This is a genomic window from Oceanobacillus piezotolerans, assembly GCF_003665065.1.
GTDB lineage: Bacteria > Bacillota > Bacilli > Bacillales > Amphibacillaceae > Oceanobacillus > Oceanobacillus piezotolerans.
Genome location: NZ_RCHR01000002.1, coordinates 191446 through 217556 on the forward strand (window position 1 = coordinate 191446; position 26111 = coordinate 217556).

Sequence of the window (26111 nt, forward strand, 5' to 3'; positions counted from 1 at the left end):
CTTTTCCCCCTTTAAATTACTTTTTCTTTTTGATACTGATCTATAGACTTATTCTTCTTTAATTCCCCGTTTACTGCACCAATAATCAATAAAAGAATAGCAGCAGTTAATAACCAAAATATGATAGAGTAAGTACCTAAGAAGAGCGCATGGTAAAAGACAGCACCATAAATACCCCCAACAATTGGACCTACTACCGGTATCCAAGCATAGCTCCAATCTGACTCCCCTTTTCCAGGAATAGGAAGTAATGCATGTGCAATTCTTGGTCCCAGGTCACGAGCTGGATTAATCGCATAACCAGTAGCTCCACCCAGTGAAACTCCAATAGCCAAGATTAATGCCCCAACGATTAATGGATTTAGCCCCTCCGTAAATTCATTAGCTCCTATAAACAAAAGACCTAATACTAATACAAAAGTGCCGATGACTTCACTTAGCAAGTTAGACAATGGGCTTCTGACGGCAGGTCCTGTTGCAAATACTCCTAATTTAGAGGCTTTATCTCTCGTTTCTTTCCAATGGGGCAAATAATTTAAAAATACGATAACTGCTCCTAAAAATGCGCCAATAAACTGTCCAGCTATATACAATGGCACTTTTTCCCAGGGAAACTCACCAACTGATGCAAATCCTATCGTTACAGCTGGGTTAATATGTGCCCCAGAAAAACTTCCTACAGCATACACTGCCATCGTAACGGCAAGACCCCAACCTATGGTAATGACAATCCAACCAGAGTTCTCTGCCTTTGATTTCTTCAAGACAACTCCACCTACTACTCCGCCTCCAAGGATAATGAGAATCATCGTACCAATAAGTTCTGCCAAAAACTCAGACATACCATCCACCCCTTTTACTTAATCTATAAAACTAGTAAGCGAGGAAATTAGAAAAACCCATGCCTTAACAAACATACCTTTATTGCAGTACGTAAAATTAAAAGCACGGGTCTCCAAATCTCCACCACTTATATTAACTTATTAAGTATAATACACCATTATGAAAACGCTGTCAAACTTTTTTGTTTTTTTATATTCCTCTTACCACTAATCACTTGGTGTATTTCCATAATTCCATATTCGATGTGGTGACTGCAACAGCTCCTGCATCAAAAGCATGATCAATATCATCTCTACCGGTAATTAATCCACCCGCAATAATTGGTATATTCGTTTCATCAATGATCTTCCGGATAATCGCCGGCATTATACCAGGTAGTACTTCTACACAATCTGGTTTAATTCTGTCGATTTGCTTTAGATTTGTTTCTAATGCCAAGCTATCCAGCAGGAACATCCGCTGTATTGCTAAAAGTTTCTGTTTTTTTGCTAAAGTTATTACATTTCCTCTTGTTGAAAGAATACCATCTGGTTTTATCTCACGAATAAGAAATTCCATTCCATATTCATCTGCTTTTAGCCCTTGTATCAAATCAAAATGAACAAGCACTCTTTTATTTTCCCTCTTCGCATACTGAATCAGACTTTTAAGCTGACTTAGCCTTGTTTCTAATAATACGATTGTTTCATTATCAGATTCTAAAGCTCTTTCAAAGTCCTTCATTCTTCTAATAGCTGGCAGTACACCAGTTGGAATGTCCATATTCTCATCCCCTCTCTAGAAGTTTTCTCTATTTCTTTTCTCCATCTCTTCTTTAGTATAGATGATTTGCATTGGGTTTCCACCAACAAAGGCACCAGCAGGAACATCTTTATGAACGAGTGTTCCTGCTGATACGATGGCTTTATCACCAATGCTAACTCCTGGCAGAATGGTGCAGTTCGCTCCAATCATTACCTCGTCACCAATGATAACATCACCTATGCGATATTCTTGGATGAGATATTCATGCGCAAGAATGGTAGTATTATATCCAATAATGCTATTTTTCCCAACTGTAATTTTCTCAGGAAACATAATGTCAGGCACAACCATAAAGGCGAATGCTGTCATTTCACCTATTTCCATATTAAGAAATGTTCGATAGAGGCTATTTTTCACTTTCATAAAAGGTGTATAGCGCGCAATCAAAATAATGGCCGTATTCTTAAACACCTTCCAAAACGATACCGTTTTATAAATCTGCCATAAGGAATTCGCACCTTTTACTGGATACCTTTCCGTTCTTCTCATCTCTTACCCACCTACAATTTTTAATAAATCTCGCATATCCTCTAGCATATAGGTTGGATTCAATTGCTGCAGACGTTCCCTTCCTTTAAAGGACCAAGCTACACCTGCTGTCTTTACCCCTGCATTTTGTCCGGATTCAATATCATGGGAGTTATCTCCCACTATTAATGTCGTGCTTGCCTTTGCATCTAATGCTTTCATCGCTTTTAATACTGGTTCAGGATGTGGTTTAGGGTGTGTAACATCATCAAGTGTTACCATCGTGTCAAATAAACCTTCTAACTTTGCTATTTTTAATCCTCTATTTACACTATCTGTCATCTTAGTAGTGACAATTCCTATTTTTATATCTCTTTCCTTTAATTGTTTTAACGTCTCTAAAACATAAGGAAAAGCCTCGACATAATTATCATGTACACGTAAATTATGTTCACGATAGACATCAATCATCTCATCCACACGATCAGGGTCTATATTTGTAAATGTTTCTACCAATGGAGGACCATTAAACTCGATGATTTCCTCTCTTGTAAAGTTGAGTTCATAATGTTTAAAAGTATGTGTAAAGGAAGCGATAATTAATTCATTTGTATCAATTAAAGTTCCATCTAAATCAAATAGTACGGTATGAATGTTCATCTGTTGTGCCCTCTCTTTTCCGTTCCATATTCGTCCATATTTTACTTATTATTATCGTTAGCAACAAAGCAGTTACTACTCGAATTACTAGCAATGGCCACACAGGAATGCCAAGTGGAATAAATATCAGGGTATCCTCGACAACCGCATGACAGGAAACTAGGAATATAAGCGCTAAATACATATCCTTCTTCGAGACATTGTCTTCCTTTACTGCTTGAATCATGAGGCCAGCGCCAAAAGCTAAACCAATGGTTAATCCAGCAACCATTGTCATTGAAGCATTTTTATTCATTCCAAGTATACGCATAAAAGGGGCTAATTTATCCGAAAGAAAGTGTAACCAGCCTTTTTCTCGTAAAAATTGCATGATTATCATCAATGGAATAACAATAATGGCAAGCTGTAAGATGGCAAAAATCGCTGTTTCCATTCCGAAAAGACTGATCGCTAACCAGCCTTCTGGTTCAGCCTGCGCTGAGGAAATCATCCCATATTGCGCTATCTCCCCTCCACCATTCCAAAATAAGTTAATGATAACAGCAGATAGCAGAGCTAATCCAACTCGCACACCGACAATGACATACCACTTAACCCCTACCTTTGTCGCAACTGCTGACTCTATGAAAAGATTGTGTGAAAAAGATAGCATGATTGCAAGAATAAATACTTCTTTTACAGTAAATTCAAACGAGATAATGGCTGCAATACCTGCATACAGATTTAATGCATTTCCTAAAACCAATGGGACGGCAGCCTCACCTGATAAGCCCAATAAACCCATAATGGGCTCTAGTAACTTAATCACCCATGGCAAGACAGGGGTAAACTGTAATATCGTGACAATTAATGTGATCGGGAAAATGACTTTTCCCAGTGTCCAAGTCGTAAAGAGACCTTGCTTCATACCCCGTAATAGAATGCCAGACATGACTACACCTCTTTTGTTTTCAAATGTTTAAGTCGGAAATCATGTTACTTTTTGCCTGATTTGTATTTTATATCTTTAGTATTTGAAAGAAAATATTGATTAACTTAATTCAGAATATGTTTGATGAAGAAATCTAAACACGCACTGGAAATATGCGCTCGTGATTTCCGCTACGGGCAGTACGCTTTCCGCGGGCAACGCCTCAGCCTCCTCGGAAGAAAACCGCTTCCTGCGGGGTCTTCGGCTGTTGCTTTTCCCGCAGGAGTCGACTGCCCTTCGCTCCAATCACTTCATGTTTAGCAGTTTCTCCTTATGCCTTGTTTAAAAGCACAATCCAGCGGAGGAAATACACGAAGACTCCTGCGGGAGGAGAAGCCTAGTTGAGACCCCGCAGTGCGTTAGCACGAGGAGGCTCAACAGCGCCCGCGGAAAGCGTAGTGTATTTCCGGAGCGGTTTTTTTGCACTATCTTGAATTAAACCAACCAGAAGTTTATCTATTTAGATAAACAACAACTTTTATTTTCTCTTTTTCTTATTTCCTGCTATGTTTTTCTTATTGTTCTTTGCCTTCTTTTTGGAAGGTGGAGCATCATGGTAACGGACCGTTGTCGTTTTACGTCGATAGATCATTATAATAATAGCGATAATAATACCTAAGATAGAAATAAGCTGAGCAGTTCTTACTTCTCCAAATACGTATAAGCTATCCGTACGTAAACCTTCTATGAAATAACGGCCAATAGAATAGGTAATAACATAAGTTAAAAATACTTCCCCGCGTATAGGGTTGAAATATTTACGCATTAAGATCAATCCAATAAATATAAGGATATTCCAAATAGATTCGTATAGAAAAGTTGGATGATATGTAGTGCCATTTATCGTCATCTGGTTTAAGATGAAATCCGGAACAATGTCGTACACCATAGAACCTTCTGGAAGGGCACCACCGTGTGCTTCTTGGTTCATAAAGTTACCCCAGCGGCCAATTGCCTGACCTAAAATCAAGCTTGGTGCAATAATATCCGCCAATTGCCAGAATTGCACTTTTCTCACTCTAGCGAAGACAATTGCCGTTAAGATTCCACCGATAACAGCTCCATGGATGGCAATTCCACCTTCCCATACAGCGAACACACGCCAAAATGGACCGTCTGCATAACGCTCCCATTCAAATGTGACGTAATAAATACGAGCAAACAGAATAGCTATTGGTACAGCAAAAACAATAAAATCAATAATCAAATCTTTTTCCAGTCCAAGGCGATCGGCTTCCTTAACAGCAAGCCAAAGCCCCAGCGCAGCACCTGTTGCAATGATAACGCCATACCAATAAATGGTAAGTGGGCCAATCTCCAGAAATACGCGATCTAATGGTGCGGTATATAACACATTCTCTCCCCCTATTCTATATCATTTGAATGTTCTATCATGTTAGTTAACCGATCTGAAAACTCCTCGGCAGCATTGACTCCCATTCGTTTTAAACGGAAATTCATTGCAGCCACTTCAATAATAACGGCAAGGTTTCGGCCTGGCCTGACTGGAATCGTTGCCTTTGGAAGAGCCACATCCATAATTTTCATTGTATCCTCATCTAACCCCAGACGGTCATACTGTTTCTTTTCATCCCAATTTTCAAGATTAACTACCATCGATATCTTTTTATAACTGCGAACTGCACCCGCGCCAAACAATGTCATTACATTGATAATTCCTAATCCGCGTATTTCAAGCATGTGCTCAATTAATGGTGGTGAATTCCCGATTAGTGTGTCGTAATCTTCTTGTCTTATTTCCACGTTATCATCGGCCACAAGACGATGTCCACGCTTCACTAGCTCCAGAGCTGTTTCACTTTTACCAACTCCACTTTGCCCTGTAATCAGAACACCAACACCATAAATATCGACTAGAACTCCATGAATGGCAGTAAATGGAGCGAATTTTGCCTCTAAGTAATTGGTTAATCGACTGATCACTCTGGTTGTTTTGCGAGGTGAAAGTAAAATTGGCACTCCAGTTTGATCAGCTGCTTCTATTAATACTTCTGGAACTTTCATTCCCCTGGAAATAACGATACCTGGTGTGACATCCGTACACAATTGTTCCACCCTGTCTTTTTGTTCTTCTTCAGTTAGATCAAGGAAATAGGTCATCTCCGTTTTTCCAATTAATTGCAAACGTTCTTTTGGATAATATTTAAAGTACCCGGTCATTTCTATACCAGGGCGTGAAATATCACTTGTGATAATTTCTCTATGTATCCCATCTTTCCCTGCCACTAGGGTCAGATTAAAAGTTTCTAATAAGTCTTTCGTACGTACCATTGTTCCCATTCTTTTTATGTCCTCCTTTGGATACGCTAGCTGTTTTTAATTGTAGCATAAAACGTTTAAGTGATACACTTGAGCGTTTGATCGGAACCAAAAAGTTTTTGTAAATATTTTATTTCATTCAGTGCGAGTTATATTTTCTCTACTATTTCGTACTAATAAACTGTGTTCATTTTGTGCAGATAATATCCATCTGAATCATGGACTTCATACGCTTAAGATTCCTTAATAAAAAGTCAGCAGTGTAGGAATACACTGCTGACTTTAGTAAGTTAGGTATTTATAAAATCCCAGCTGAGAAAAGGATTGGGAATAGCCAAGTTCTTAGCCTTACCAATAATAGAAAAAACTAACGCATTAGCCGAAAGTAAGCTTTTAATATTTCCATACATAGAATCTCTCTATGCCAAGGTTTTGCTTTGCTAATTCGTTTAAATCACTTTGAATATTATCTGCATTTCTATATTGACTAATCACGCCAATAGCTTGGGAAGCATGAGCTAATATGGCTTTAATCTTTTTATCAAAATACTTCTCAATGTCGTTTTTAATATCAGGCGTACCCAATTTTTCCAGAGTATCATTTGAAAATGCCTGAGCCCAGACTGTTGGACGGTTCTCAGGTTCAATTAGACTAACTGCTTCAATAGCGGCTGCTCCATAAGCATTATGGTCAGGATGCACTGCAAACCCAGGATAATGTGTAATGACTAAGCTAGGATTTATTTTGTCCAAGTAAGTTTTGATGTGGTGAGCTACTTGCCTTCTGTCTTCAAATTCAATAGTTTTATCACGGTAACCGAGCATTTCTAATTCCATATCCAAAATATTGCATGCATCCATGAGTTCTTGTTTTCTTATTTCAGGTAATGTTTCTCTATTGGCAAAGGTCGGATTCCCCATATTTCTTCCCATTTCTCCCAGTGTTCCACATAAGTAAGTAACAGGAACTCCCTCCGACCGAAACTTCGCTACAGTTCCTGCAGCTCCAAATGATTCGTCATCTGGATGTGGATAAATAACCACTACATGCTTTTCCATACTTCACCATTCCTTCACGAGTATCTATCATATTCTACTAGAAATCATCAATCAGCCCTTCTTAAACGTGCACTAGTAACTAAACGGAGTTTCACTTATTTGAAGAGATACCATTAATCGTCCTTCACGGTCGTGGCCTGCCATTAATAATTTCGAATCAAGCATTTCCCAGTCTGTTAACCCTTCCGCATAAATCCAGCCTATCTCCATTTTTAAGCCAACACGAAAAGACTTTCCATCTCCAACGATTTTTGCTTGGTGATAAGAGGCCTTTGCATTTCGGATGTATGCACCAACATTATATTTGTCCTGATTGAAGTGACTTGCATATGCCCCATTTGTCGTTTCAAGATGTATGTAAATTTGCTTATTCTTAAAATGTTCTAGTTTGTCTTGTACCTTATCGATTTCAATTGGTTTCATCTTCGTTCCTCCAATTCCTTGTAAATAAATGTTACCCAATGAGGAAGGGATAGTCAAAGTTTTTATACGGTTAATATAATTAATTTTGGTATTTGGCTAACTCTGTAAGATTTTACCGCCTCCATTATTTTAGATAATAGTCCTGCCTCTCTCGTTGTTTGCTTGCTACGTAAAGTAGTCCATCATATGAAAACAGCAACCTGTTCCAGGCTGCTGTTTCTGATGTTACTTTGTACTGACTTCTTCTTTTTCTGCCAAATATGACTCCATTCTGCTTCTGTCTCGTTCGATAACTGTTTTTAGATATTTTCCAGTATAGGAAACATCGGAGGCATCAGCGATTTGTTCTGGCGTACCGGTAGCAACTATTTGTCCTCCGTTGTCTCCTCCTTCAGGTCCAAGGTCAATAATGTGATCAGCACATTTAATGACATCTAAATTATGCTCTATAATTAATACGGTGTCACCATTATCAACCAGACGCTGCAATACAGCTAAAAGCCGCTTAATGTCATGTATGTGCAACCCTGTTGTTGGCTCATCCAAAATATAAAAAGTTTTACCTGTAGAACGTTTGTGCAGTTCACTTGCTAATTTCACACGTTGAGCTTCCCCGCCAGAGAGTGTGGTTGCTGATTGTCCTAATCGGACATAGCCTAGACCAACGTCTGCCAGTGTTTGAATTTTCCGCTTAATCTTCGGAATCGCAGAGAAAAAGTCCAATGCTTCTTCAATACGCATTTCTAATACATCTGCAATGTTTTTTCCTTTGTATTTTACTTCTAATGTTTCGCGATTATAGCGTTTTCCATGGCATACCTCACAAGGAACATAGACATCTGGTAAGAAGTGCATTTCAATTTTAATAATTCCGTCTCCATTACAGGCCTCACAGCGTCCGCCTTTCACATTAAAGCTAAAGCGACCTTTTTTATATCCGCGAACTTTCGCCTCATTGGTTTGAGAAAAAACATCACGAATATCATCAAATACACCTGTATATGTTGCCGGATTTGATCTTGGTGTACGACCAATTGGGGATTGGTCAATATCGATTACTTTATCAACATATTCCAACCCTTTGATTTTCTTATGCTGACCCGGCTTGTGTTTGCCACGATAAAGCTGTTTAGAAAGAGATTTATAGAGAATCTCATTTACTAAGGTACTTTTACCAGAGCCAGATACGCCTGTTACGACAGTTAATAAACCAATTGGAATCTTGACTGATACATTCTTCAAGTTGTTCTCTGTTGCTCCGATTATTTCCAATTTACGCTTATCTGCTTTTCGCCGTTGTGTTGGTAATGAAATAAAATCATTTCCAGATAAATATCTGCCTGTTATAGAATTCTCGTTTTTCATCACATTTTCTGGCGTATCGCTGGCAATTACTTCACCGCCATGCTCTCCTGCACCTGGTCCAATATCGATTAGCCAATCTGCTGCAAGCATGGTATCCTCGTCATGTTCTACAACGATTAAAGAATTATCTAAATCACGCATTTGCTTTAATGCTCCGATTAAGCGATCATTATCACGCTGGTGCAACCCAATGGATGGCTCATCAAGTACATATAGGACACCAGTCAATGCGGAGCCGATTTGGGTAGCTAGGCGAATTCGCTGTGCTTCCCCTCCCGATAGTGTTCCTGCTTTTCTCGATAATGTTAAGTATTCCAAGCCTACCGTATCAAGGAAATTAAGCCGATCTTCTATTTCTTTTAAAATCATCTTTGCTATTTGTTGTTCTTTCTCTGACAGTTCAAGTCCATGAAAGAAGTCCTTTGCTTCCACAATAGAATAATCGGTTACATTACTAATATGTAATCCATTAACCTTAACTGCCAAAGCTTCTTCTTTTAAACGATGTCCTTTACAAGTATTACATTTTTTTTCAGACATATACTTTTCTAACGTATCACGGATAAAATCAGAAGAAGTTTCTCTGTAGCGGCGCGCGACATTGTTCATAACCCCTTCGAAATAAATATGACTGTCATGCTTTTTGCCAAATTCACTTTCATAATAAAAATGGATTTGCTCTGTGCCGCTTCCATATAAAATTTTATCCATTTGATCCTTTGGAATATCCTTAACAGGAATATCCATGTTGATGTCATAGTGATCACAAACGCTTTTTAGCAACTGTGGGTAATATTTTGAACTAACTGGCTCCCATGGTGCGATAGCTCCTTTATTTAAGGATAGATCCCAATCAGGTATCACCAATTCCAGGTCCACTTCCAACTTACTTCCTAAACCGTCACAGCTCGGACATGCACCAAATGGACTGTTAAAGGAGAATAGGCGTGGCTCAAGCTCTCCAATAGAGAAGCCGCAAATGGGACATGCATGGTTTTCACTGAAAATTAATTCCTCTTCACCCATTACATCCACAATAATGTTTCCACTTCCTAATCCTAATGCTGTTTCGATTGAATCACTTAGTCTACCTTCAATTCCTGGCTTGACAACCACACGGTCGACAACAACTTCTATAGAATGTTTTTTGTTCTTATCTAGTTTAATTTCTTCTGTTACTTCACGCATTTCCTTATCTACACGTATACGTACATATCCTTCTTTTTTTAGTGTTTCAAGCACTTTTACATGCTCACCCTTACGCCCAGATATAACCGGTGCAAGAATCTGCATTTTTGTACGTTCCGGGTATTCCATAACCCGGTCAACCATTTGCTGAATCGTTTGAGAGGAGATTTCGATTCCATGTTTCGGACAAATGGGATGACCTACACGTGCAAATAATAAACGTAAATAATCATAGATTTCTGTTACGGTACCAACTGTAGATCTAGGGTTTTTACTTGTGGTCTTTTGATCAATCGAAATTGCAGGGGATAGACCATCAATGGCATCGACATCCGGCTTATCCATTTGGCCTAAAAATTGCCTAGCATAAGAAGACAGGGATTCTACATATCTTCGTTGTCCTTCTGCATAAATTGTATCAAAAGCAAGAGAAGATTTCCCAGAACCAGATAGCCCTGTAATAACAACAAGGCTATTCTTTGGAATTTTTACATCTATATCCTTTAGATTATTGGTTCTCGCTCCCTGGATTTGAATATATTTATTTGCCATTTCGTTTCTCACGCTCCAGCTTTCAATTCTAGTATAATATCACGAAGCTCCGCTGCTTTTTCAAAATCAAGCGCTTTGGCAGCTTCTCTCATTTCCTTTTCCATTTGCTCTATGATCTTTTCCTTCTCTTTCACTGGAAGGTTTGCAATTTGTTTCGATTTACTATCATATTGCTCCAATTCCTCTGCAGCAACTGTTGCACGAATAGAGTCTCGAATATCCTTCTTAATTGTCTTCGGTGTAATGTTATGTTCTTTATTATAGGCAATCTGCTTTTCTCTCCGACGATATGTTTCATCAATTGCTTTTCGCATAGAATCCGTGATTTTATCTGCATACATAATAACACGCCCATTTTCATTACGCGCTGCACGTCCCATCGTCTGGATTAAAGAACGTTCTGAACGCAAGAACCCTTCTTTGTCTGCATCCAAGATGGCGACAAGCGATACTTCAGGAATATCCAATCCTTCTCTTAATAGATTAATACCAATTAACACATCATACTTACCAAGGCGTAAATCACGAATAATTTCTGTTCTTTCTAATGTTTTAATTTCTGAGTGAAGGTAGGCAACTTTCATGCCTATTTCTTTCAAGTAATCTGTTAGGTCCTCAGACATTTTCTTCGTTAAAGTAGTAATAAGCACTCGTTCATTTCGATCGATGCGCATATTAATTTCTCCAATTAAGTTATCAATCTGCCCTTCAATTGGGCGAACCTCTACTTCAGGATCAAGCAATCCAGTTGGACGAATGATTTGTTCCGTCATCTTCGGAGTATGCTCCAGCTCATATGGACCAGGAGTTGCGGAGACATAAACAAGCTGATGGGCTTTTTCCTCAAATTCCTCAAACTTTAATGGACGATTATCCAGGGCAGAAGGTAAACGGAAGCCATGGTCTACTAAAACTTGCTTTCTCGCTTGGTCACCGTTATACATACCACGAATCTGTGGAAGGGTTACGTGAGACTCGTCAATGACAATTAATGAATCCTCTGGGAAATAATCCAGTAATGTATAAGGTGTTGCACCAGCTTCTCTTAAAGTCAGATGTCTGGAATAGTTCTCAATCCCAGAACAGAATCCCATTTCCCGCATCATTTCCAAGTCATAGTTAGTCCGTTGCTCGAGACGCTGTGCTTCAAGTAATTTATTATCATCGCGTAACGTTTTTAATCGTTCTTCCAATTCTTTTTCAATATTAGCAATCGCAAGTTTCATCTTCTCTTCACGAGTAACGAAGTGAGATGCTGGGAATATTGCTACATGTTCTCTGTCTCCTATAATTTCGCCCGTTAGTGCATCTACTTCACGAATTCGATCAATTTCATCCCCGAAAAATTCAACGCGTATGCAGTGCTCTTCTTTAGATGCAGGAATAATTTCAACAGAATCTCCACGAACCCGAAATGTCCCACGTTGAAAATTGATATCATTTCTTGCATATTGAACATCTACGAGATCCCGCAATAACTGGTCACGGTCCTTTTCCATCCCCATTCGCAAGGATAATACTTGGCTTCCATATTCTTCTGGGGAACCTAGACCGTATATACATGAAACACTGGCAACGATCAGTACATCGTTTCTTTCAAACAATGCTGATGTTGCCGAGTGGCGAAGTTTATCAATCTCATCATTAATACTTGCATCCTTTTCAATAAATGTATCTGTTGACGGCACATATGCCTCAGGCTGGTAATAATCATAATAACTTACAAAATACTCAACTGCATTATTTGGAAAGAACTCCTTAAATTCACTATATAATTGACCTGCAAGGGTTTTGTTGTGAGCAATCACCAATGTAGGTTTATTAATTTCTTTAATTACATTGGAAATGGTAAACGTCTTTCCTGTTCCCGTTGCACCAAGTAATGTCTGATGACGTTTTCCAGCATGTATATTCTCTGTTATTTCCTGAATTGCTCGAGGCTGGTCACCAGAAGGTTCATACTTTGATACAAGCTCAAACTTCTTATTCAAAACATTCCGCCTCCGTTCCGTTCTTAACTATCCATACTATATCATATTTTATCATAAAATCGAACAGATATTCGATTGAATTGCTCATATTAATATTTTACCCATATTCATACCTATCAAATCATACGCAAAATGACTTCTATCTTAATAGTTACTGTTCAAAAACTCAGGTAAAATAGGATGCTTGACTTTCCGTTTATATTACCTTCCTTTTAAAACACAAACTATTAGATAGAAGTCCTTATAATCAATTTGCTGCTTGTTTATTTAAATGATGCGGGGCTGATGCAAATACAAAACCAAGTTCGTGATGATCCCCTTCATACATCGCTCCTTGAACGAACCGTACTTCCTTGGCATCATCCAGAACATCGAGCTTGAAGTATGCTCCACTTGCCTGCAATGCAAGATAAAAGTCTTTTTCTGTATAAACTCTTTTTCCATTTACTTTTGCGATCGTTTCTCCAACGAATACATTTAAGCGGCTTGCTGTTGTTCCGGGAATAATCCCAACAATCTTTAATCCATCGTTTTCTGGCTGGAAATAAGCCATATTTGTACGGTCTTGAGTTCGAAAACGATAACGGATAAATTCCTTACCAGTAATAGCTAAAATGACAGAAGCAAACGATAGCCAAACAGCATAGATGCTGGCAGCTGCCAAGACTGTAACAACAATAGCTAACAGAAGAATTTGTTTTGCTTGCCTTTTTGCAGCATGAATTGGTAAGCTTCCTTTTACAGAAAAATCAATCCCTACTAGCATCGGAAATAGAATAAGAGAAAATGAAGTTTGGCCAAAATCTAACATTGGCCAATAATCACCTATAGGACCTATTAATCCAGTTGGAAGAAGAGTAAAAAATGGAATAATAGCCATTCGTTTTACTTGGTGCTTGCCAATCCAGATACCACGATTACTTAAAGTCAGGCTTGGAAATGTTTCATTACGCTTCACTGTAAAAGTAAGAAATGCTTCCACAAATAAGAAGATACCTAATAGAATGGATAAGGCTGTAAAATTAGTTTCTGAAAATAAATCGGGATTCAGCACTGTCTGATTTTCCATTAGAAACGGCAAAAATAACAATACAAGGTATGTAACCCCGATTGTATAGGCTACAGACAATGTATGAAAATGTAAAAAAATACTTAATATAATCGTTATAATTGCTAAAAGCAATAGACTTTCGTAGGGAATTACCATACCTATTCCAAGCGAAATAATAGAAACAATAAGGCCAAAAATAATAGAAAGCTTCCATGAACCTTTCCATTCAGAAAAAACATCAAAAATCTTGGTACCAAAATCTAATCTTTCTTTTTTGATTCTTCTTATACCAGCTAATACTATTAAAAAGAATGCCCAATATAAAAGTGGATTCAAAAATACTCTTCCTATTCCCTTCCCTAATTCAAAAGCCCATTCTTCAACCATCTAATCACCTTCCTAACATCGATGCCTAACTATTGATATATTCTATTTAAATTCGTCATTATCCTGCTTATTTCAGCGGAATGAAAAAGAAAGTCCGTGGGGACTACCCACGGATTTAATCTAATCTGTCTAAGTATCGATTTTGTTGTCGTTATTTCCCTGGTAATAATCTCCTACTTATTTATACAATTGGTCTAATGCTTTATCTAGTTGAATATCGTTTTCACCATTGCGGATACTTTCTACAACTTTTGCCTCTATGACACCAGCAGTTTCTTTATCAATTACACCAGTAGTTTTCAGCTTATAATCGGCTTGGAACTTACGAACTGCTTCTTCTGTCTCCTTGCTAAAGTAGCCGTCTGTTCTTCCGGTTTGATACCCTAATCCATCCAGCATAATCTGTGCATTCTCGATTGCCTCATCGGATTGATCAAAGCTGAGAGGTTCTTCTATAACAATTGGATTCGCATAGTAATAATCCGGCTGACTTACCTCTATAGTTGGCTCTACACCTTTCTCGTTGATCCACTCACCATTTGGTGAAAGCCATTTATTTGTTGTGAGTTTTATTGAGCTGCCGTCTCCCATTGGTACCGCTTGCTGGACGGTACCTTTTCCATAACTGGTGTGACCAACAACATCATACCCTAATTCTTTGAGTGCTACTGCAATAATTTCAGATGCGGAAGCACTTCCTTCATCGATCAACACACTGACGGGGTATCCTTTTTTCTCAGATAAATTGGAATAGAATGGAGTACGATTTCCGTCTGCATCCTCAATCTGTATGTAAGGAATATCCTCTGGGACAAACATAGAAAGTATTTCTTCTGTCACATTTAATAACCCGCCTGGATTTCCTCGTACATCAATAACCAGCCCTTCGATTCCTTCTTCTTCTAGTGCATCTAGCTGTGTTTTAAATTCTTCTGCAGTTTTTTCTGAGAAATTCGTAATTTCGATAATTCCGGTCAGCTTGCCATCCACCTCTTGCTGTTCACTATAAACGGTTTCAACTGGAATTTCATCACGAACAATGGTTACATCAAACGGTTTTGCACCTGCACGGAGAATTTCTAAAACTACTTCCGATCCTTTTTCCCCACGAATTTTGGCAACTGCCTCATTTAAATTGAGACCCTCTAAACTCTTTCCATCAACAGATAACACCTGATCATTTGGACGCAGCCCGGCTTTTTCAGCTGGTGAATCTTTAATTGGTGCGACTATGGTGACAATGTTATTGACCATACTAACCTCAGCACCTATTCCTTCAAACGAAGATTCAATTTGGTCATTAAATTGACTATTGGTTTCTACATCTAAATAAGAGCTATGTGGATCCTCAAGTGTAGCTAACATTCCTTCGATAGCACCTTCAATTAGTTGTGTATCATCAATATCCTCAATATAATTTTGTTGAATTAATGAGTACGCCTGAGCAACCTTATTTAAATTCTCTGGCGTTTCACCTTTTTCTTTGTTTTTAGCAGTTTGTGAGTCATCATTTGCAGCAAAATCCAATGAAGACTCTGTATTATTAGAAGGGGCAACTTGCAAGAATATATATGAACCAGCAACGCCTACCAATAAAGCCGCAACTAATAAGAGAGTTAAGTGGGATTTTTTTATTTTCATTTTTTCACCTCAATAAATTGTAATAATAGAATCCTTCCATTCTGTGCTTCCATAAGTATTATTTTACCTTAATTAAACAATTATAACTAACAACACTATCATATTATATTTCAGAAAATGTAAAATACCCTTATTTATAGAAAATTCTGTAACGCGACGGATACATTTTGTTCTTTTTTCTTATATTAGGGACGTGAAACATGAACTGCCTAAGCGAATTCTAACGTATTAAAAATGATACCATTATATATCCAATATGACTATGATTTTAACCCGCATTAGGTAAACTGAGTAGTCAAGAAAAAAGAAAGACACCGCACTGGCATGTGCAATGTCTTTTCTCTAGTTTCTTATTTTAAGTACGGAACTGGGTTTACTGGGTTTCCGTAACCACCTACGTGAACCTCAAAGTGTAGATGTGGTCCTGTAGAATCTCCTGTATTTCCTGTTGCACCAATCACTTGACCCTCACTTACTGCTTGTCCAACAGAAACATTAATCTGGCTTAAGTGAGCAGATACGGTTGTATAGGTTTTTCCATTAATATTATGGGTAATCATAATAGTATTACCAAATCCTCCGACCCAACCTGCACGGAATACAACTCCATCAGCTGGGGCTACCAAAGGAGTACCAGTACCAACAGCAAAGTCTGTTCCAGCATGTAGCCTGTTATAATTAAAGATTGGATGGAATCTCATACCGAAATGAGATGAAATACTACCGCTGGAAGGTCGGCTGAATATTCCACCCGAGTTTCCTTGAGATGGCTGGGTGGAAACAGTATCCTTTTTCGAATCGTTTGAACCATTTGAACCGTTTGAGACGTTTGAGCGATTTGAGCCTGAATTGTTATTTGCTGCTTCCTGCTCTTTTTGTTTTTGTTCTTGTTCTTGTTTTTGTCTCTCAGCTTCTTCTCTAGCAAGTTGTTCCAGTTCACTCTTCTTATCTTGAGCTAGCTGTAATGCTTTTTGTTTGGCAGCTGCTTCCGCTTGTAAAATCTCTTGCTCTTCTTCATAGCTTAGAGCAATCTCTTCCAATTCTGCATGTTCTTCCTCTAGTTGAGCCATTAGAGATTCTTTTTCAGCTAGCTGGTCGTCTAATTGACCTTTTAATGCTACTAATTCTTCCTTCTGCGCTTCTAATGCAACTTTCTTATCTTCAACTTCAGCTTTTTTGTTTTCTACTTCTTTTTTATTTGCCTCTAATGCTTTTTTATCTTCTTTTTGTTGATCCATAATCTCTTTATCTTGTCCCATAATGGTGGAAACAGAAATGGATCTGCTGATAAAGTCACCAAAGCTCTTTGCACCAAAAATCACTTCCATGTAATTCATTTCTCCACCACTTTGTTGAATGGAGCGAAGACGATCTTTTAATAGAAGATCTCGTTTCTCTATTTTTTCAATCAACTCATTAATCTCATTTTTTAATGTGTTGATTTCTTGTTCTAATTTTTTAATTTCCTGGTTTGTTGTTTCAATTTCATTCTCTTTTGTTGTAATTTTATCATTCGTATCTTTAAGCTTTTTATCAATACTATTAATCTCTGTTTCTACCGACGTCTGTTGATTTAAATTTTCATTAATCTTTTTTTCAGTGTCTTTTTTATTCGATTCTATTCCGCTCTGTTTCTCTTCAATCTCTTTCTTTTCCTCTTGAATGGCTTCAATTTCCTTCTCAACATCACCTACTGATTCAGCTGAAACTGCCAGTGGAGTAGCAATCATTGTTGACAATAGACCAGCTGTTAACAAACCGTACAAAACTTTCTTCAATTTCTCGATTCCTCACTTTCATAGAGTTACATTTGGATAAACTATGTATGTTTTTGGAAATACCAGCTAATTAGCAGGTATTTCCTAACTATCTTGCCAGAAAGGAAAGCTTAACCTTTCTATTATCACTTATACTTTAAGGAATTTACGAATACTCATGACACTTCCCCATACACCAATCAAAGCTCCAATAGCTAAAACAAGAAGAGATAACTGCCATGCAAATGGATTAAATGGCAATACTTCTACGAAACTGAAGGAGACAGTTCCTGCTAATGAGTTATCTAAGTAATAGTAACCTACTAATATACACGCAATTGGAATAACAGAACCCAACACTCCAAGTAATAACCCTTCAATAAAGAATGGCCAACGGATAAATCCATTAGTAGCACCGACCAGTTTCATGATTCCAATTTCCCTGCTTCTTGCCATGATTGTAATTTTGATTGTATTAGAGATAAGGAAGATCGCTGTAAATACAAGGGCTGCGATAAGCACTAATCCTATTACTCTAGCATAATTATTAAAGGTAAATAATTGGTCTACAACATCTTGTCCAAATACCACTTTCTCAACATGGTCGAATTTTTCTATCTCAGCAGCAATTGGTTCTGTATTTTCTGGGTTTGCTGCCTTGACCACATAAACGTGATTCAATGGATTATCTTGCTCAAACATATTCCATGCATCGCCTTCTTCACCCATGCCTGATATAAGCTTTTCAAGCTCCTGGTCATTTGAAGAAAAGCTGACGGATTCTACACCGTTAATTTCTTTTATTTGCTCACCTAATGCTAAAACATCTTCTTGAGTTGCTGTTAAGTCAATTAACGTATTAATCTGTACATCGTCTTCTATGTTATTTGCCATCTCATTTAGATTGAGAACTAAGGCAAGAAATGCTGCTACTAATATTAAGGTTGTCGTTACCGCACCAATCGAAGCGACCGTCATCCATCCATTTCTTATGATGTTCTTGCTGCCTGCTTTAATGTGCCGGGATAATGTTCTAAATTTCATAGCCGTACTCTCCTCGATCTTCATCTCGTGCAATAATTCCACTTTCAATCGCAATAACACGCTTTTTAAATTCGTTAACCAATGCTTTACTGTGCGTAGCCATAAGAACGGTAGTGCCCTTCGCATTGATTGATTCAAATGTTCTCAAAATATCTAAAGAAGTTTCGGGGTCTAAGTTTCCTGTTGGTTCGTCAGCGATGACGATTTTAGGATGATTAACAATAGCACGTGCAATCGAAACACGCTGCTGCTCTCCACCAGATAGTTCGTTTGGTGTAAAACGAGCTTTGTTTTTCAAGCCAACTGTTTCTAAAACGTCCATTACACGTTTACGTATATTACGAGGGGACTCTTCAATTACTTCTAGAGCAAATGCAACATTTTCATATATTGTCATCTTTGGCAGAAGCTTAAAGTCCTGGAATACCACGCCAATGTTTCGACGAAAATACGGGATATTCTTTTCTTTAATTGTCACTAAGTCTGTATTTTGAACTAAAATAGAACCTTCGGTGGGTTTTTCCTCTCGATATATCAGCTTAATAAATGTCGATTTTCCCGCTCCACTAGGTCCAACGATATAGACAAATTCACCTTGCTCAATCTTTATACTCACGCCATTTAGTGCAGTAACACCATTAGGATAGGTTTTATAAACATTATTCATTTCTATCATACATAATCACCTTTACAAATATTAATATTGTAAATTGTCGATTTTAATCTATCACTACTAGTTTAGTATGTAGCTGACAATTAACCTTCTACATTATATCATTTTTCGCCAATAATTTTAGGTTAAATAATATTACATTTATATTTCATTATTGGTATTTATGTAAAGTCCTTGAAATTTTTCATGTTTTTTTCAATCCTTTGATGACAAGGCTAATATTTGCTTTCCTCTCTACAATAATGTTCATAACCTTACAGGACATACCATAAAACCTTAATACATTCAATAGGTCTTTAGACAAAAAAACCTGTCCACTTATACAAGCAGCCAGGCTTTCTCCTGTAAAATAATCTACTGTTTTTCCGCTAACCAGGAAGTAAGATTTTCTAATTCTTCTCCAGCAACAGATTGGGCAGGCATTGTCCCAATTCCATTCTGTACGATTTCAGCTATTTCATCCTGTGTATATTTTGAACCAATCTGATTCAATGCAGGACCTACTCCTCCAGACAGATCCGCACCATGACAAGCTGCACAGTTCGTTGCATATTCCTCTTCACCAGCCGAAACTGTTTCACCTTGTTCTGTTTCAGCAGCTCCATTATCATCAGGCTCTTCACTAGCTCCATCTTCTCCGTCGCCACAAGCAGCAAGTGCTAGCATCGATAAAAAGAATAAAGTCAATAAGCTTTTTTTCATAAAAAAATCCCCCCTATTCATTCTAATAAATGTTCTAATGTCTCTATTATACCCCTTCTGCTATTTTTTTAAATATTGCTATGCGTCTCATTTCCCATGCAAATGGTGACTAACCCTTAGCAGACAGCATTTATCGTCATTTATGGCAAATTATCGAAAAGGAGAAATTAAAGAGATTTTAATAGAAAACAAGGAATAATTACTTGTTTGTTAATAAAAAAAGAGCAGCTATAACACTGCCCTTTTGCTTCGTTTTATTTAATTTGTAATCGCAAATATGCATCAATAAACGGATCGATCTCACCGTCCATTACAGCTTGAGTATTCCCGACTTCCGTATTGGTTCGATGGTCCTTAACCATGGAATAGGGATGGAAAACATAGGAACGAATCTGGCTACCCCAGCCGATTTCTTTTTGTTCCCCACGTATCTCGGCTAGTTCTTGCTGTTGTTTTTCGATCTCCAGTTGATAAAGTTTTGATTTCAGCATTTTCATTGCTGCTTCTCTATTCTTTATTTGTGAACGCTCATTTTGACAAGTAACTACAATATTGGTTGGCAAGTGTGTAATACGGATGGCAGAATCTGTTGTGTTAACGTGCTGCCCACCAGCACCACTTGCACGATAAGTGTCTACTTTAATATCTTCTGAACGTATCTCAATATCAACATCATCTGACATTTCAGGCGTAACATCACAAGATACAAATGAAGTATGACGTCTGCCTGAAGAATCGAAAGGAGAAATTCGAACTAAACGATGGACTCCCTTCTCTGCTTTTAGATAACCATACGCGTTATGACCTTTAATGAGCAGTGTTACACTTTTCACTCCAGCTTCTTCTCCTGGTAAATAGTCAATTGTCTCTACCTTAAAGCCTCGATCCTCCGCCCAGCGCTGATACATACGAAGCAGCATGCTAGCCCAGTCCTGCGACTCTGTCCCACCTGCTCCTGGATGCAATTCTAGAATTGCGTTATTGGCATCATATGGTTCACTTAATAAGAGCTGTAATTCAAAAGCATCAACATCTTTCATGAAGGAAGTTAATTCTTCATTTAGATCATCAAATAGCTCTTGATCATTTTCCTCTCTTACAAGTTCATAGGAAACTTCCATATTTTCATAACGTTCTTCCATGCTCCGAAAGCTATTAATGACCTCTTTCAACTGGTTTGATTCATTAATAACCTTTTGCGCTTCATCTTGCTTATCCCAGAATTGCGGGTCAGTCATTCGCTGCTCAAGTTCTCTTAGACGTTCCTCTTTTACATCTAAGTCAAAGAGACCCCCTAAAGTTTTCAATTGTTGATGCTATTTTTTCTAATTCATTTCTAATTTCTGCTAGTTCCATACTTTCACCTCATACATTCTCTCAGTAAAACACTCCCTCCATAGAAGGAAGTGTTACCACTCTTTTTTAATTTTTTCCATGACAGTTTTTATATTTCTTTCCACTACCACAAGGACATGGATCGTTTCTGCCAACATCCACTTGTTTTACAAATGGTTTACGCGCTTTTTTCTTCTCTTGATCACCAGAAACTGCTTGAGTATTTTTAACCACTTCTTGACGTTGCAGATTATCACGTATTTGAGCCTTCATAATATATTTCGCTACTTCATCTTCAATGTTTGCAACCATCTCTTCAAACATATTAAAGCCTTCTAATTGGTATTCACGCAATGGATCATTTTGTCCATAAGCACGTAAATGTATCCCTTGACGCAGTTGATCCATTTGATCGATATGATCCATCCATTTTGTATCTACTACGCGTAATACGATCACCTTCTGGAATTCTTGGAATTGCTCCGGAGTCAATTCCTGAGATTTTTCATCGTATTTTGCTTGTACTTTCCCAAAGATAAAGTCTATGAGTTCATCTGCTTCCTTATCCTTAAGATCGGTAACCGAAATAGAATCTTCATCTAAAAGATTACCCTTGGTATGATCTACTATTGCTTGGAGGTTCCAATTCGCTTCGTCATTATCCTGGGTATGTGTCGCGACAACACGCTCAAGAGAGGATTTAATCATATTTTCAATAACTTCACGAATGTTCTCTCCTGCGTCAATAATTTCAAAGCGCTGTTTATAAATAATTTCACGCTGTTCCCGTAAAACATCGTCATAAGCAAGTACAGTTTTACGAGCATCAAAGTTGTTACCTTCTACACGTTTCTGTGCCGATTCTACAGCACGGGATACCATTTTACTCTCAATTGGCTGTGAATCGTCCATTCCTAAACGATCCATCATCGCTTTAAGGTTGTCAGAACCGAAACGACGCATTAACTCGTCTTCCATCGACAAGTAAAACTGGGTAACCCCTGGATCTCCTTGACGACCAGAACGACCACGGAGCTGATTGTCGATACGACGGGATTCATGTCGCTCGGTACCAATGACAGCAAGCCCACCAAGTTCTTTTACGCCTTCTCCTAGTTTAATATCGGTACCACGACCAGCCATGTTTGTTGCAATCGTTACGGAACCTTTTTGTCCAGCTCCTTCAATAATTTCTGCTTCCTTGAAGTGATTCTTTGCATTCAATACATTATGCTTAATTCCTGCTTTTTTAAGATATGCTGAGATAAGTTCCGATGTTTCCACCGCAACCGTACCAACTAGAACTGGCTGTCCCTTTTGATTACGTTCCTTTATTTCTTCTACTACAGCACGGAATTTCCCGTCCATCGTTTTATAAATAAGGTCCGCTTTATCGTCACGAACGATTTCTCGATTCGTTGGAATGACAATAACATCCATGTTATAAATATTTCGGAATTCTTCTTCTTCCGTTTTAGCTGTACCTGTCATACCAGCAAGCTTATTATACATTCTGAAGAAGTTCTGGAAGGTAATGGAAGCTAAGGTCATGCTTTCATTTTGAATTTGCAGGCCTTCCTTCGCTTCGATTGCTTGGTGTAAACCGTCACTATAGCGACGTCCTTTCATCAATCGACCAGTAAAGGAGTCAATAATAACGACTTCTCCGTCCTGTACCATGTAATCTACATCTTTATGCATCGATACATGTGCTTTTAATGCTTGGCTAATGTGGTGAGTCAAGGATACATTATCCAAGTCGTATAGATTCTCGACATGGAAAAACTTCTCGGCCTTATTATTCCCTTCTTCTGTTAGCCTGACACCTTTTGTTTTTTCATCATAGGTATAGTCGGTTTCTCCATTTAATGTAACGACAAAGCTATTCGCTTGTTGATATAGCGAAGCAGACTTCTTCGCTGAACCAGAGATAATAAGCGGGGTTCTTGCTTCATCAATTAATATGGAGTCAACCTCATCAATAATTGCAAAGTTTAGTGGCCTTTGTACCATTTGATGTTTATAAAGCACCATATTATCTCTTAAATAGTCGAAGCCGAATTCATTATTTGTTCCATACGTAATATCACACAGATAGGCTTCTCTTTTCTCTTCCTTGGAGAGGCCATTCCCGTTTAAACCAACAGTCAAGCCAAGATATTGGAACAGCTTGCCCATTTCCGCTGCATCACGATCTGCCAGGTATTCATTCACCGTGATAATATGGACCCCTTTTCCTTCCAACGCATTTAAATAAGCAGGGAGTGTGGAAGCCAGTGTTTTACCTTCCCCAGTTTTCATTTCAGCGATGTTGCCCTCATGAATGGCCATCCCACCTATTAGCTGTACATTGTAGGGGCGCATATTAAATACGCGCTTGGAGGCTTCACGAACAACAGCAAAAGCTTCCACTAATAAATCATCTAGCGTTTCTCCATTTTTAATACGCTCTTTAAATTCTGCAGTTTTTTGTTGAAGTTCTTCCTCGCTTAGTTTTTCCATTGTTGGTTCAAGCGCTTCTATTTGATCTACTTTCTTCTGCATACGATTTAGTTGTTTTTTATTGCCATCACCGAATATTTTCGTCAATAATCCTGCCATTATTTACGCTCCTCAATTCAAATCAATACTAGTAAGCCTTTTTTCATGTTAGAAAAGGTAAGACTTTTCCTAAGCAATATATTTAGTGAATATATTAAATTCCCAACTATATAAGAAAAATGATACTTAATTCTGCCATTGATCCTCATTTGGAACACACACCGTATTCCATTATTATAATAATAACATTAGATAATAATTTATTACAACTGAATGGTGAAGGATTAACAAAGAGCAGAACAACAATAGAGAGTACCCGGGGGATAGGGTACTCTCTGGTAAATGAGGAAACATGAGGTCTATTTGGGGGAAATAGTTTTCTAGTTGGCAATATCGGAGTATACTTGATGTTTTTCTTGTTTGCTTGCCAGGTCCGTTATTCTTCGATTTGTTGCAGCTAATATTTCTACCAGCTGAGCAATAGTCTGCTCCTGCTGTTTTACTTTTTTCGACAAATGCAATAGCGTGCTTCTCTCCTCTTCGGTCATTGTCCTCCTCCTATCAACTTGTTATCTTATATTTATCACATGCTAGCAAGTTTTACGAATTCATGTTTCGCTAAAATGATTGCTAATTCGACAATATATGTCTGTGATTTATTGATTTTTACAGTAAAATAGACCCATTTTACTGCTTATCATCATTCTCATCATTAAACCTTTAAGTTCCTTATAAGTATTCGACAATATTCGTCAAAGACATTAATTAAAAGCGGTGCTTCTAATTAGAAACACCGCTTCTCTCATTGATATTTTTAAACGTTAGGTTCAATTAAACCATATCTTCCATCTTTGCGTCGATATACGACATTAGACTCACCTGACTTATCGTTAGTGAAAACAAAGAATTGGTGTCCAAGCATGTCCATTTGCAGTATTGCTTCTTCTGGATCCATTGGTTTTAAGTTAAATCGTTTTGTCCTAACAATTTCAATTTCATCTTCATCAAACTCCTGCGCTTCAATGGACTCTTTCTCCATTTCAGCAAAAGCGTATTTAGGGGCACCGTTTTGACGAGTTTTACGATTAATTTTAGTTTTATATTTACGAATTTGTCTTTCTAATTTGTCTACTACTAAATCAATGGCTGCATATAAATCAAGATGCTGTACTTCTCCACGCAGTAATAGATCAGTCATCGGAATCGTTACTTCGATTCGCTGTTCGTCATTATAAACACTAATATTTACATGAACTTCTGTATTTAGTGGAGCTTCGAAATACCTTTCTAATTTACTAATCTTCTTTTCTACGTATTCTCTAATTGCACCAGTTACTTCTACATTCTCTCCACGGATGTTAAATTTCATAATGAATATCCCCCTTCCTTATACTTATATTATACAATATATACCCCGTTTTTTCCTTTTTAAACTTCTAGTTGTTTCTAAATTCTGTCTTTTCTGATATATAGTTTAGATTAATTTTTCCTGAATCAGTGATTCATTAAATTATTTAAAAGATAAATCGACTTTGGAGTAGAATTTCGTATTCTCTATATATAAAAAAACAGAGACACGCATGCATCTCTGTTTTTAAACTCTAATACAGTATAAATTATTTCTTTTTATCTAAATATCTGCCATCCATTATTTGTACATTTTGATAAGGATTGAGATATTTTTTATTTGAGGCTTTCTGGCGTTTAACTTGCTTCATTTCCTTCTTTAATTCCAAAAATGCCGCTTCAATTTGCCTCTGTACTCCTTCATTTAAATGGAGAAGCTCTTTTCCAAGCTGTTTTTCATCTTCGGTATATGGTGGATTAATAGATTCCATTTCCATACCTCTTTGTTCAAGTAAGTTATTTACCTTATTTATCATTTCTTCTCTATTTTTAGCCGTCATGGTTTGATCCAGAATAGCTTTCATCTGTTTGGTCAATTCAAAGATTGGTTTGATTCGATTCATTTTTAAACTCTAGCGCCTTGGTCATATTGCTGTTGTCTTGTTTTTAAGATAACTTGTTTCCAAGTATCTCGAAATTCAGTTACAAATCCTAATACCTCTTCAAGTATTACTGGGTCATTCTGGACATTTGCTTCCTTCAAACGGAAATGAATATAATCATATAATGGCATGATTTGATTTGAGATTTCTACTTTTGGATCAAGTGTAATCATTAGCTCCTGAATAATGTTTTGCGCCTTTTGAATGTTTGTATTTTTTGCTTCATAATTTTTCGCGCTCATATCCCTGATTGCTTGTTTAATAAATTTCATACAACCATTATAAAGCATTAAGGTTAGTTCCCCGCCTGAAGCAGTATTGACTGCATTGTTCTGATATGTTTGATAGGCTTTATTCATTCCTCAATC

General features: G+C 37.6%; 23 protein-coding genes. All 23 read right to left on the reverse strand.

Annotated elements, in window-relative coordinates:
* Positions 1-11: 11 nt before the first annotated feature.
* The 23 genes from D8M04_RS05345 to fliS all read right to left on the reverse strand — a co-directional run bounded on the left by D8M04_RS05345 (position 12) and on the right by fliS (position 26102).
* On the reverse strand, positions 12-842 hold the full coding sequence (locus D8M04_RS05345; protein ID WP_121521883.1) for an MIP/aquaporin family protein: 831 nt from the start codon (positions 840-842) through the stop codon (positions 12-14).
* Positions 843-1053: 211 nt separating this feature from the next.
* Positions 1054-1605, reverse strand: coding sequence for a glycerol-3-phosphate responsive antiterminator (locus D8M04_RS05350; RefSeq protein WP_121521884.1), 552 nt, complete (start codon positions 1603-1605; stop codon positions 1054-1056).
* Between the two features lie 15 nt (positions 1606-1620).
* Positions 1621-2136 (reverse strand): acyltransferase, encoded by a 516-nt coding sequence (locus D8M04_RS05355; RefSeq protein WP_121521885.1) that lies wholly within the window; start codon positions 2134-2136, stop codon positions 1621-1623.
* 3 nt (positions 2137-2139) lie between these two features.
* Positions 2140-2775 carry a pyrophosphatase PpaX gene (gene ppaX, locus D8M04_RS05360; protein ID WP_121521886.1) on the reverse strand — a complete coding sequence of 212 codons (636 nt, stop codon included), beginning with the start codon at positions 2773-2775 and terminating at the stop codon, positions 2140-2142.
* Positions 2750-3706: a nucleoside recognition domain-containing protein gene (locus tag D8M04_RS05365; protein WP_121521887.1), complete on the reverse strand. Its 957-nt coding sequence runs from the start codon at positions 3704-3706 to the stop codon at positions 2750-2752. The genes ppaX and D8M04_RS05365 overlap by 26 nt, the downstream gene beginning before the upstream one ends.
* Positions 3707-4223: 517 nt before the next feature.
* Positions 4224-5099 (reverse strand): prolipoprotein diacylglyceryl transferase, encoded by an 876-nt coding sequence (gene lgt, locus D8M04_RS05370; protein WP_121521888.1) that lies wholly within the window; start codon positions 5097-5099, stop codon positions 4224-4226.
* An 11-nt stretch (positions 5100-5110) separates the two neighbouring features.
* The gene (hprK, locus tag D8M04_RS05375) at positions 5111-6046 is read right to left on the reverse strand and encodes an HPr(Ser) kinase/phosphatase (RefSeq protein WP_121521889.1); all 936 of its coding nucleotides are present in this window, start codon (positions 6044-6046) and stop codon (positions 5111-5113) included.
* 372 nt (positions 6047-6418) lie between these two features.
* The gene (gene bshB2 / locus D8M04_RS05380; RefSeq protein WP_121521890.1) at positions 6419-7084 is read right to left on the reverse strand and encodes a bacillithiol biosynthesis deacetylase BshB2; all 666 of its coding nucleotides are present in this window, start codon (positions 7082-7084) and stop codon (positions 6419-6421) included.
* Between the two features lie 72 nt (positions 7085-7156).
* Complete coding sequence (locus tag D8M04_RS05385; RefSeq protein ID WP_121521891.1) at positions 7157-7507, reverse strand: YojF family protein; 351 nt, start codon at positions 7505-7507, stop codon at positions 7157-7159.
* A gap of 225 nt (positions 7508-7732) precedes the next feature.
* The gene (gene uvrA / locus D8M04_RS05390) at positions 7733-10612 is read right to left on the reverse strand and encodes an excinuclease ABC subunit UvrA (protein ID WP_121521892.1); all 2880 of its coding nucleotides are present in this window, start codon (positions 10610-10612) and stop codon (positions 7733-7735) included.
* Between the two features lie 8 nt (positions 10613-10620).
* Positions 10621-12603: an excinuclease ABC subunit UvrB gene (gene uvrB, locus D8M04_RS05395; protein ID WP_121521893.1), complete on the reverse strand. Its 1983-nt coding sequence runs from the start codon at positions 12601-12603 to the stop codon at positions 10621-10623.
* Between the two features lie 247 nt (positions 12604-12850).
* Positions 12851-14041 (reverse strand): PDZ domain-containing protein, encoded by a 1191-nt coding sequence (locus D8M04_RS05400; RefSeq protein WP_121521894.1) that lies wholly within the window; start codon positions 14039-14041, stop codon positions 12851-12853.
* A 177-nt stretch (positions 14042-14218) separates the two neighbouring features.
* On the reverse strand, positions 14219-15682 hold the full coding sequence (locus D8M04_RS05405) for a S41 family peptidase (RefSeq protein WP_121521895.1): 1464 nt from the start codon (positions 15680-15682) through the stop codon (positions 14219-14221).
* Between the two features lie 350 nt (positions 15683-16032).
* Positions 16033-17460 carry a murein hydrolase activator EnvC family protein gene (locus tag D8M04_RS05410; protein WP_121521896.1) on the reverse strand — a complete coding sequence of 476 codons (1428 nt, stop codon included), beginning with the start codon at positions 17458-17460 and terminating at the stop codon, positions 16033-16035.
* 129 nt (positions 17461-17589) lie between these two features.
* Positions 17590-18483, reverse strand: coding sequence for a permease-like cell division protein FtsX (ftsX, locus tag D8M04_RS05415; protein ID WP_121521897.1), 894 nt, complete (start codon positions 18481-18483; stop codon positions 17590-17592).
* Positions 18473-19159 (reverse strand): cell division ATP-binding protein FtsE, encoded by a 687-nt coding sequence (gene ftsE, locus D8M04_RS05420; RefSeq protein WP_121521898.1) that lies wholly within the window; start codon positions 19157-19159, stop codon positions 18473-18475. The genes ftsX and ftsE overlap by 11 nt, the downstream gene beginning before the upstream one ends.
* Before the next feature lie 351 nt (positions 19160-19510).
* Positions 19511-19858, reverse strand: a complete 348-nt coding sequence (gene cccB / locus D8M04_RS05425) for a cytochrome c551 (protein ID WP_121521899.1) — start codon at positions 19856-19858, stop codon at positions 19511-19513.
* Between the two features lie 254 nt (positions 19859-20112).
* A protein-coding gene (gene prfB / locus D8M04_RS05430) for a peptide chain release factor 2 (protein WP_121521900.1) occupies positions 20113-21214 on the reverse strand; the annotation gives its coding sequence in 2 pieces (ribosomal slippage) (positions 20113-21141 and positions 21143-21214; 1101 coding nt in all).
* A gap of 66 nt (positions 21215-21280) precedes the next feature.
* Positions 21281-23794, reverse strand: coding sequence for a preprotein translocase subunit SecA (gene secA / locus D8M04_RS05435; RefSeq protein ID WP_121521901.1), 2514 nt, complete (start codon positions 23792-23794; stop codon positions 21281-21283).
* A gap of 320 nt (positions 23795-24114) precedes the next feature.
* Positions 24115-24282 (reverse strand): hypothetical protein, encoded by a 168-nt coding sequence (locus D8M04_RS19970; RefSeq protein ID WP_158595081.1) that lies wholly within the window; start codon positions 24280-24282, stop codon positions 24115-24117.
* Between the two features lie 266 nt (positions 24283-24548).
* Positions 24549-25103 carry a ribosome hibernation-promoting factor, HPF/YfiA family gene (gene hpf, locus D8M04_RS05440; RefSeq protein ID WP_121521902.1) on the reverse strand — a complete coding sequence of 185 codons (555 nt, stop codon included), beginning with the start codon at positions 25101-25103 and terminating at the stop codon, positions 24549-24551.
* Positions 25104-25350: 247 nt separating this feature from the next.
* Complete coding sequence (gene fliT, locus D8M04_RS05445; protein ID WP_121521903.1) at positions 25351-25704, reverse strand: flagellar protein FliT; 354 nt, start codon at positions 25702-25704, stop codon at positions 25351-25353.
* Between the two features lie 2 nt (positions 25705-25706).
* On the reverse strand, positions 25707-26102 hold the full coding sequence (fliS, locus tag D8M04_RS05450) for a flagellar export chaperone FliS (protein WP_121521904.1): 396 nt from the start codon (positions 26100-26102) through the stop codon (positions 25707-25709).
* Positions 26103-26111: the final 9 nt, after the last annotated feature.

Coding starts and splice junctions, on each gene's coding strand:
- D8M04_RS05345 (WP_121521883.1), bottom strand. CDS start 842: ATGTCTGAGTTTTTGGCAGAACTTATTGGTACGATGATTCTCATTATC.
- D8M04_RS05350 (WP_121521884.1), bottom strand. CDS start 1,605: ATGGACATTCCAACTGGTGTACTGCCAGCTATTAGAAGAATGAAGGAC.
- D8M04_RS05355 (WP_121521885.1), bottom strand. CDS start 2,136: ATGAGAAGAACGGAAAGGTATCCAGTAAAAGGTGCGAATTCCTTATGG.
- ppaX (WP_121521886.1), bottom strand. CDS start 2,775: ATGAACATTCATACCGTACTATTTGATTTAGATGGAACTTTAATTGAT.
- D8M04_RS05365 (WP_121521887.1), bottom strand. CDS start 3,706: ATGTCTGGCATTCTATTACGGGGTATGAAGCAAGGTCTCTTTACGACT.
- hprK (WP_121521889.1), bottom strand. CDS start 6,046: ATGGGAACAATGGTACGTACGAAAGACTTATTAGAAACTTTTAATCTG.
- bshB2 (WP_121521890.1), bottom strand. CDS start 7,084: ATGGAAAAGCATGTAGTGGTTATTTATCCACATCCAGATGACGAATCA.
- D8M04_RS05385 (WP_121521891.1), bottom strand. CDS start 7,507: ATGAAACCAATTGAAATCGATAAGGTACAAGACAAACTAGAACATTTT.
- uvrA (WP_121521892.1), bottom strand. CDS start 10,612: ATGGCAAATAAATATATTCAAATCCAGGGAGCGAGAACCAATAATCTA.
- D8M04_RS05400 (WP_121521894.1), bottom strand. CDS start 14,041: ATGGTTGAAGAATGGGCTTTTGAATTAGGGAAGGGAATAGGAAGAGTA.
- D8M04_RS05405 (WP_121521895.1), bottom strand. CDS start 15,682: ATGAAAATAAAAAAATCCCACTTAACTCTCTTATTAGTTGCGGCTTTA.
- ftsX (WP_121521897.1), bottom strand. CDS start 18,483: ATGAAATTTAGAACATTATCCCGGCACATTAAAGCAGGCAGCAAGAAC.
- ftsE (WP_121521898.1), bottom strand. CDS start 19,159: ATGATAGAAATGAATAATGTTTATAAAACCTATCCTAATGGTGTTACT.
- cccB (WP_121521899.1), bottom strand. CDS start 19,858: ATGAAAAAAAGCTTATTGACTTTATTCTTTTTATCGATGCTAGCACTT.
- secA (WP_121521901.1), bottom strand. CDS start 23,794: ATGGCAGGATTATTGACGAAAATATTCGGTGATGGCAATAAAAAACAA.
- D8M04_RS19970 (WP_158595081.1), bottom strand. CDS start 24,282: ATGACCGAAGAGGAGAGAAGCACGCTATTGCATTTGTCGAAAAAAGTA.
- hpf (WP_121521902.1), bottom strand. CDS start 25,103: ATGAAATTTAACATCCGTGGAGAGAATGTAGAAGTAACTGGTGCAATT.
- fliT (WP_121521903.1), bottom strand. CDS start 25,704: ATGAATCGAATCAAACCAATCTTTGAATTGACCAAACAGATGAAAGCT.
- fliS (WP_121521904.1), bottom strand. CDS start 26,102: ATGAATAAAGCCTATCAAACATATCAGAACAATGCAGTCAATACTGCT.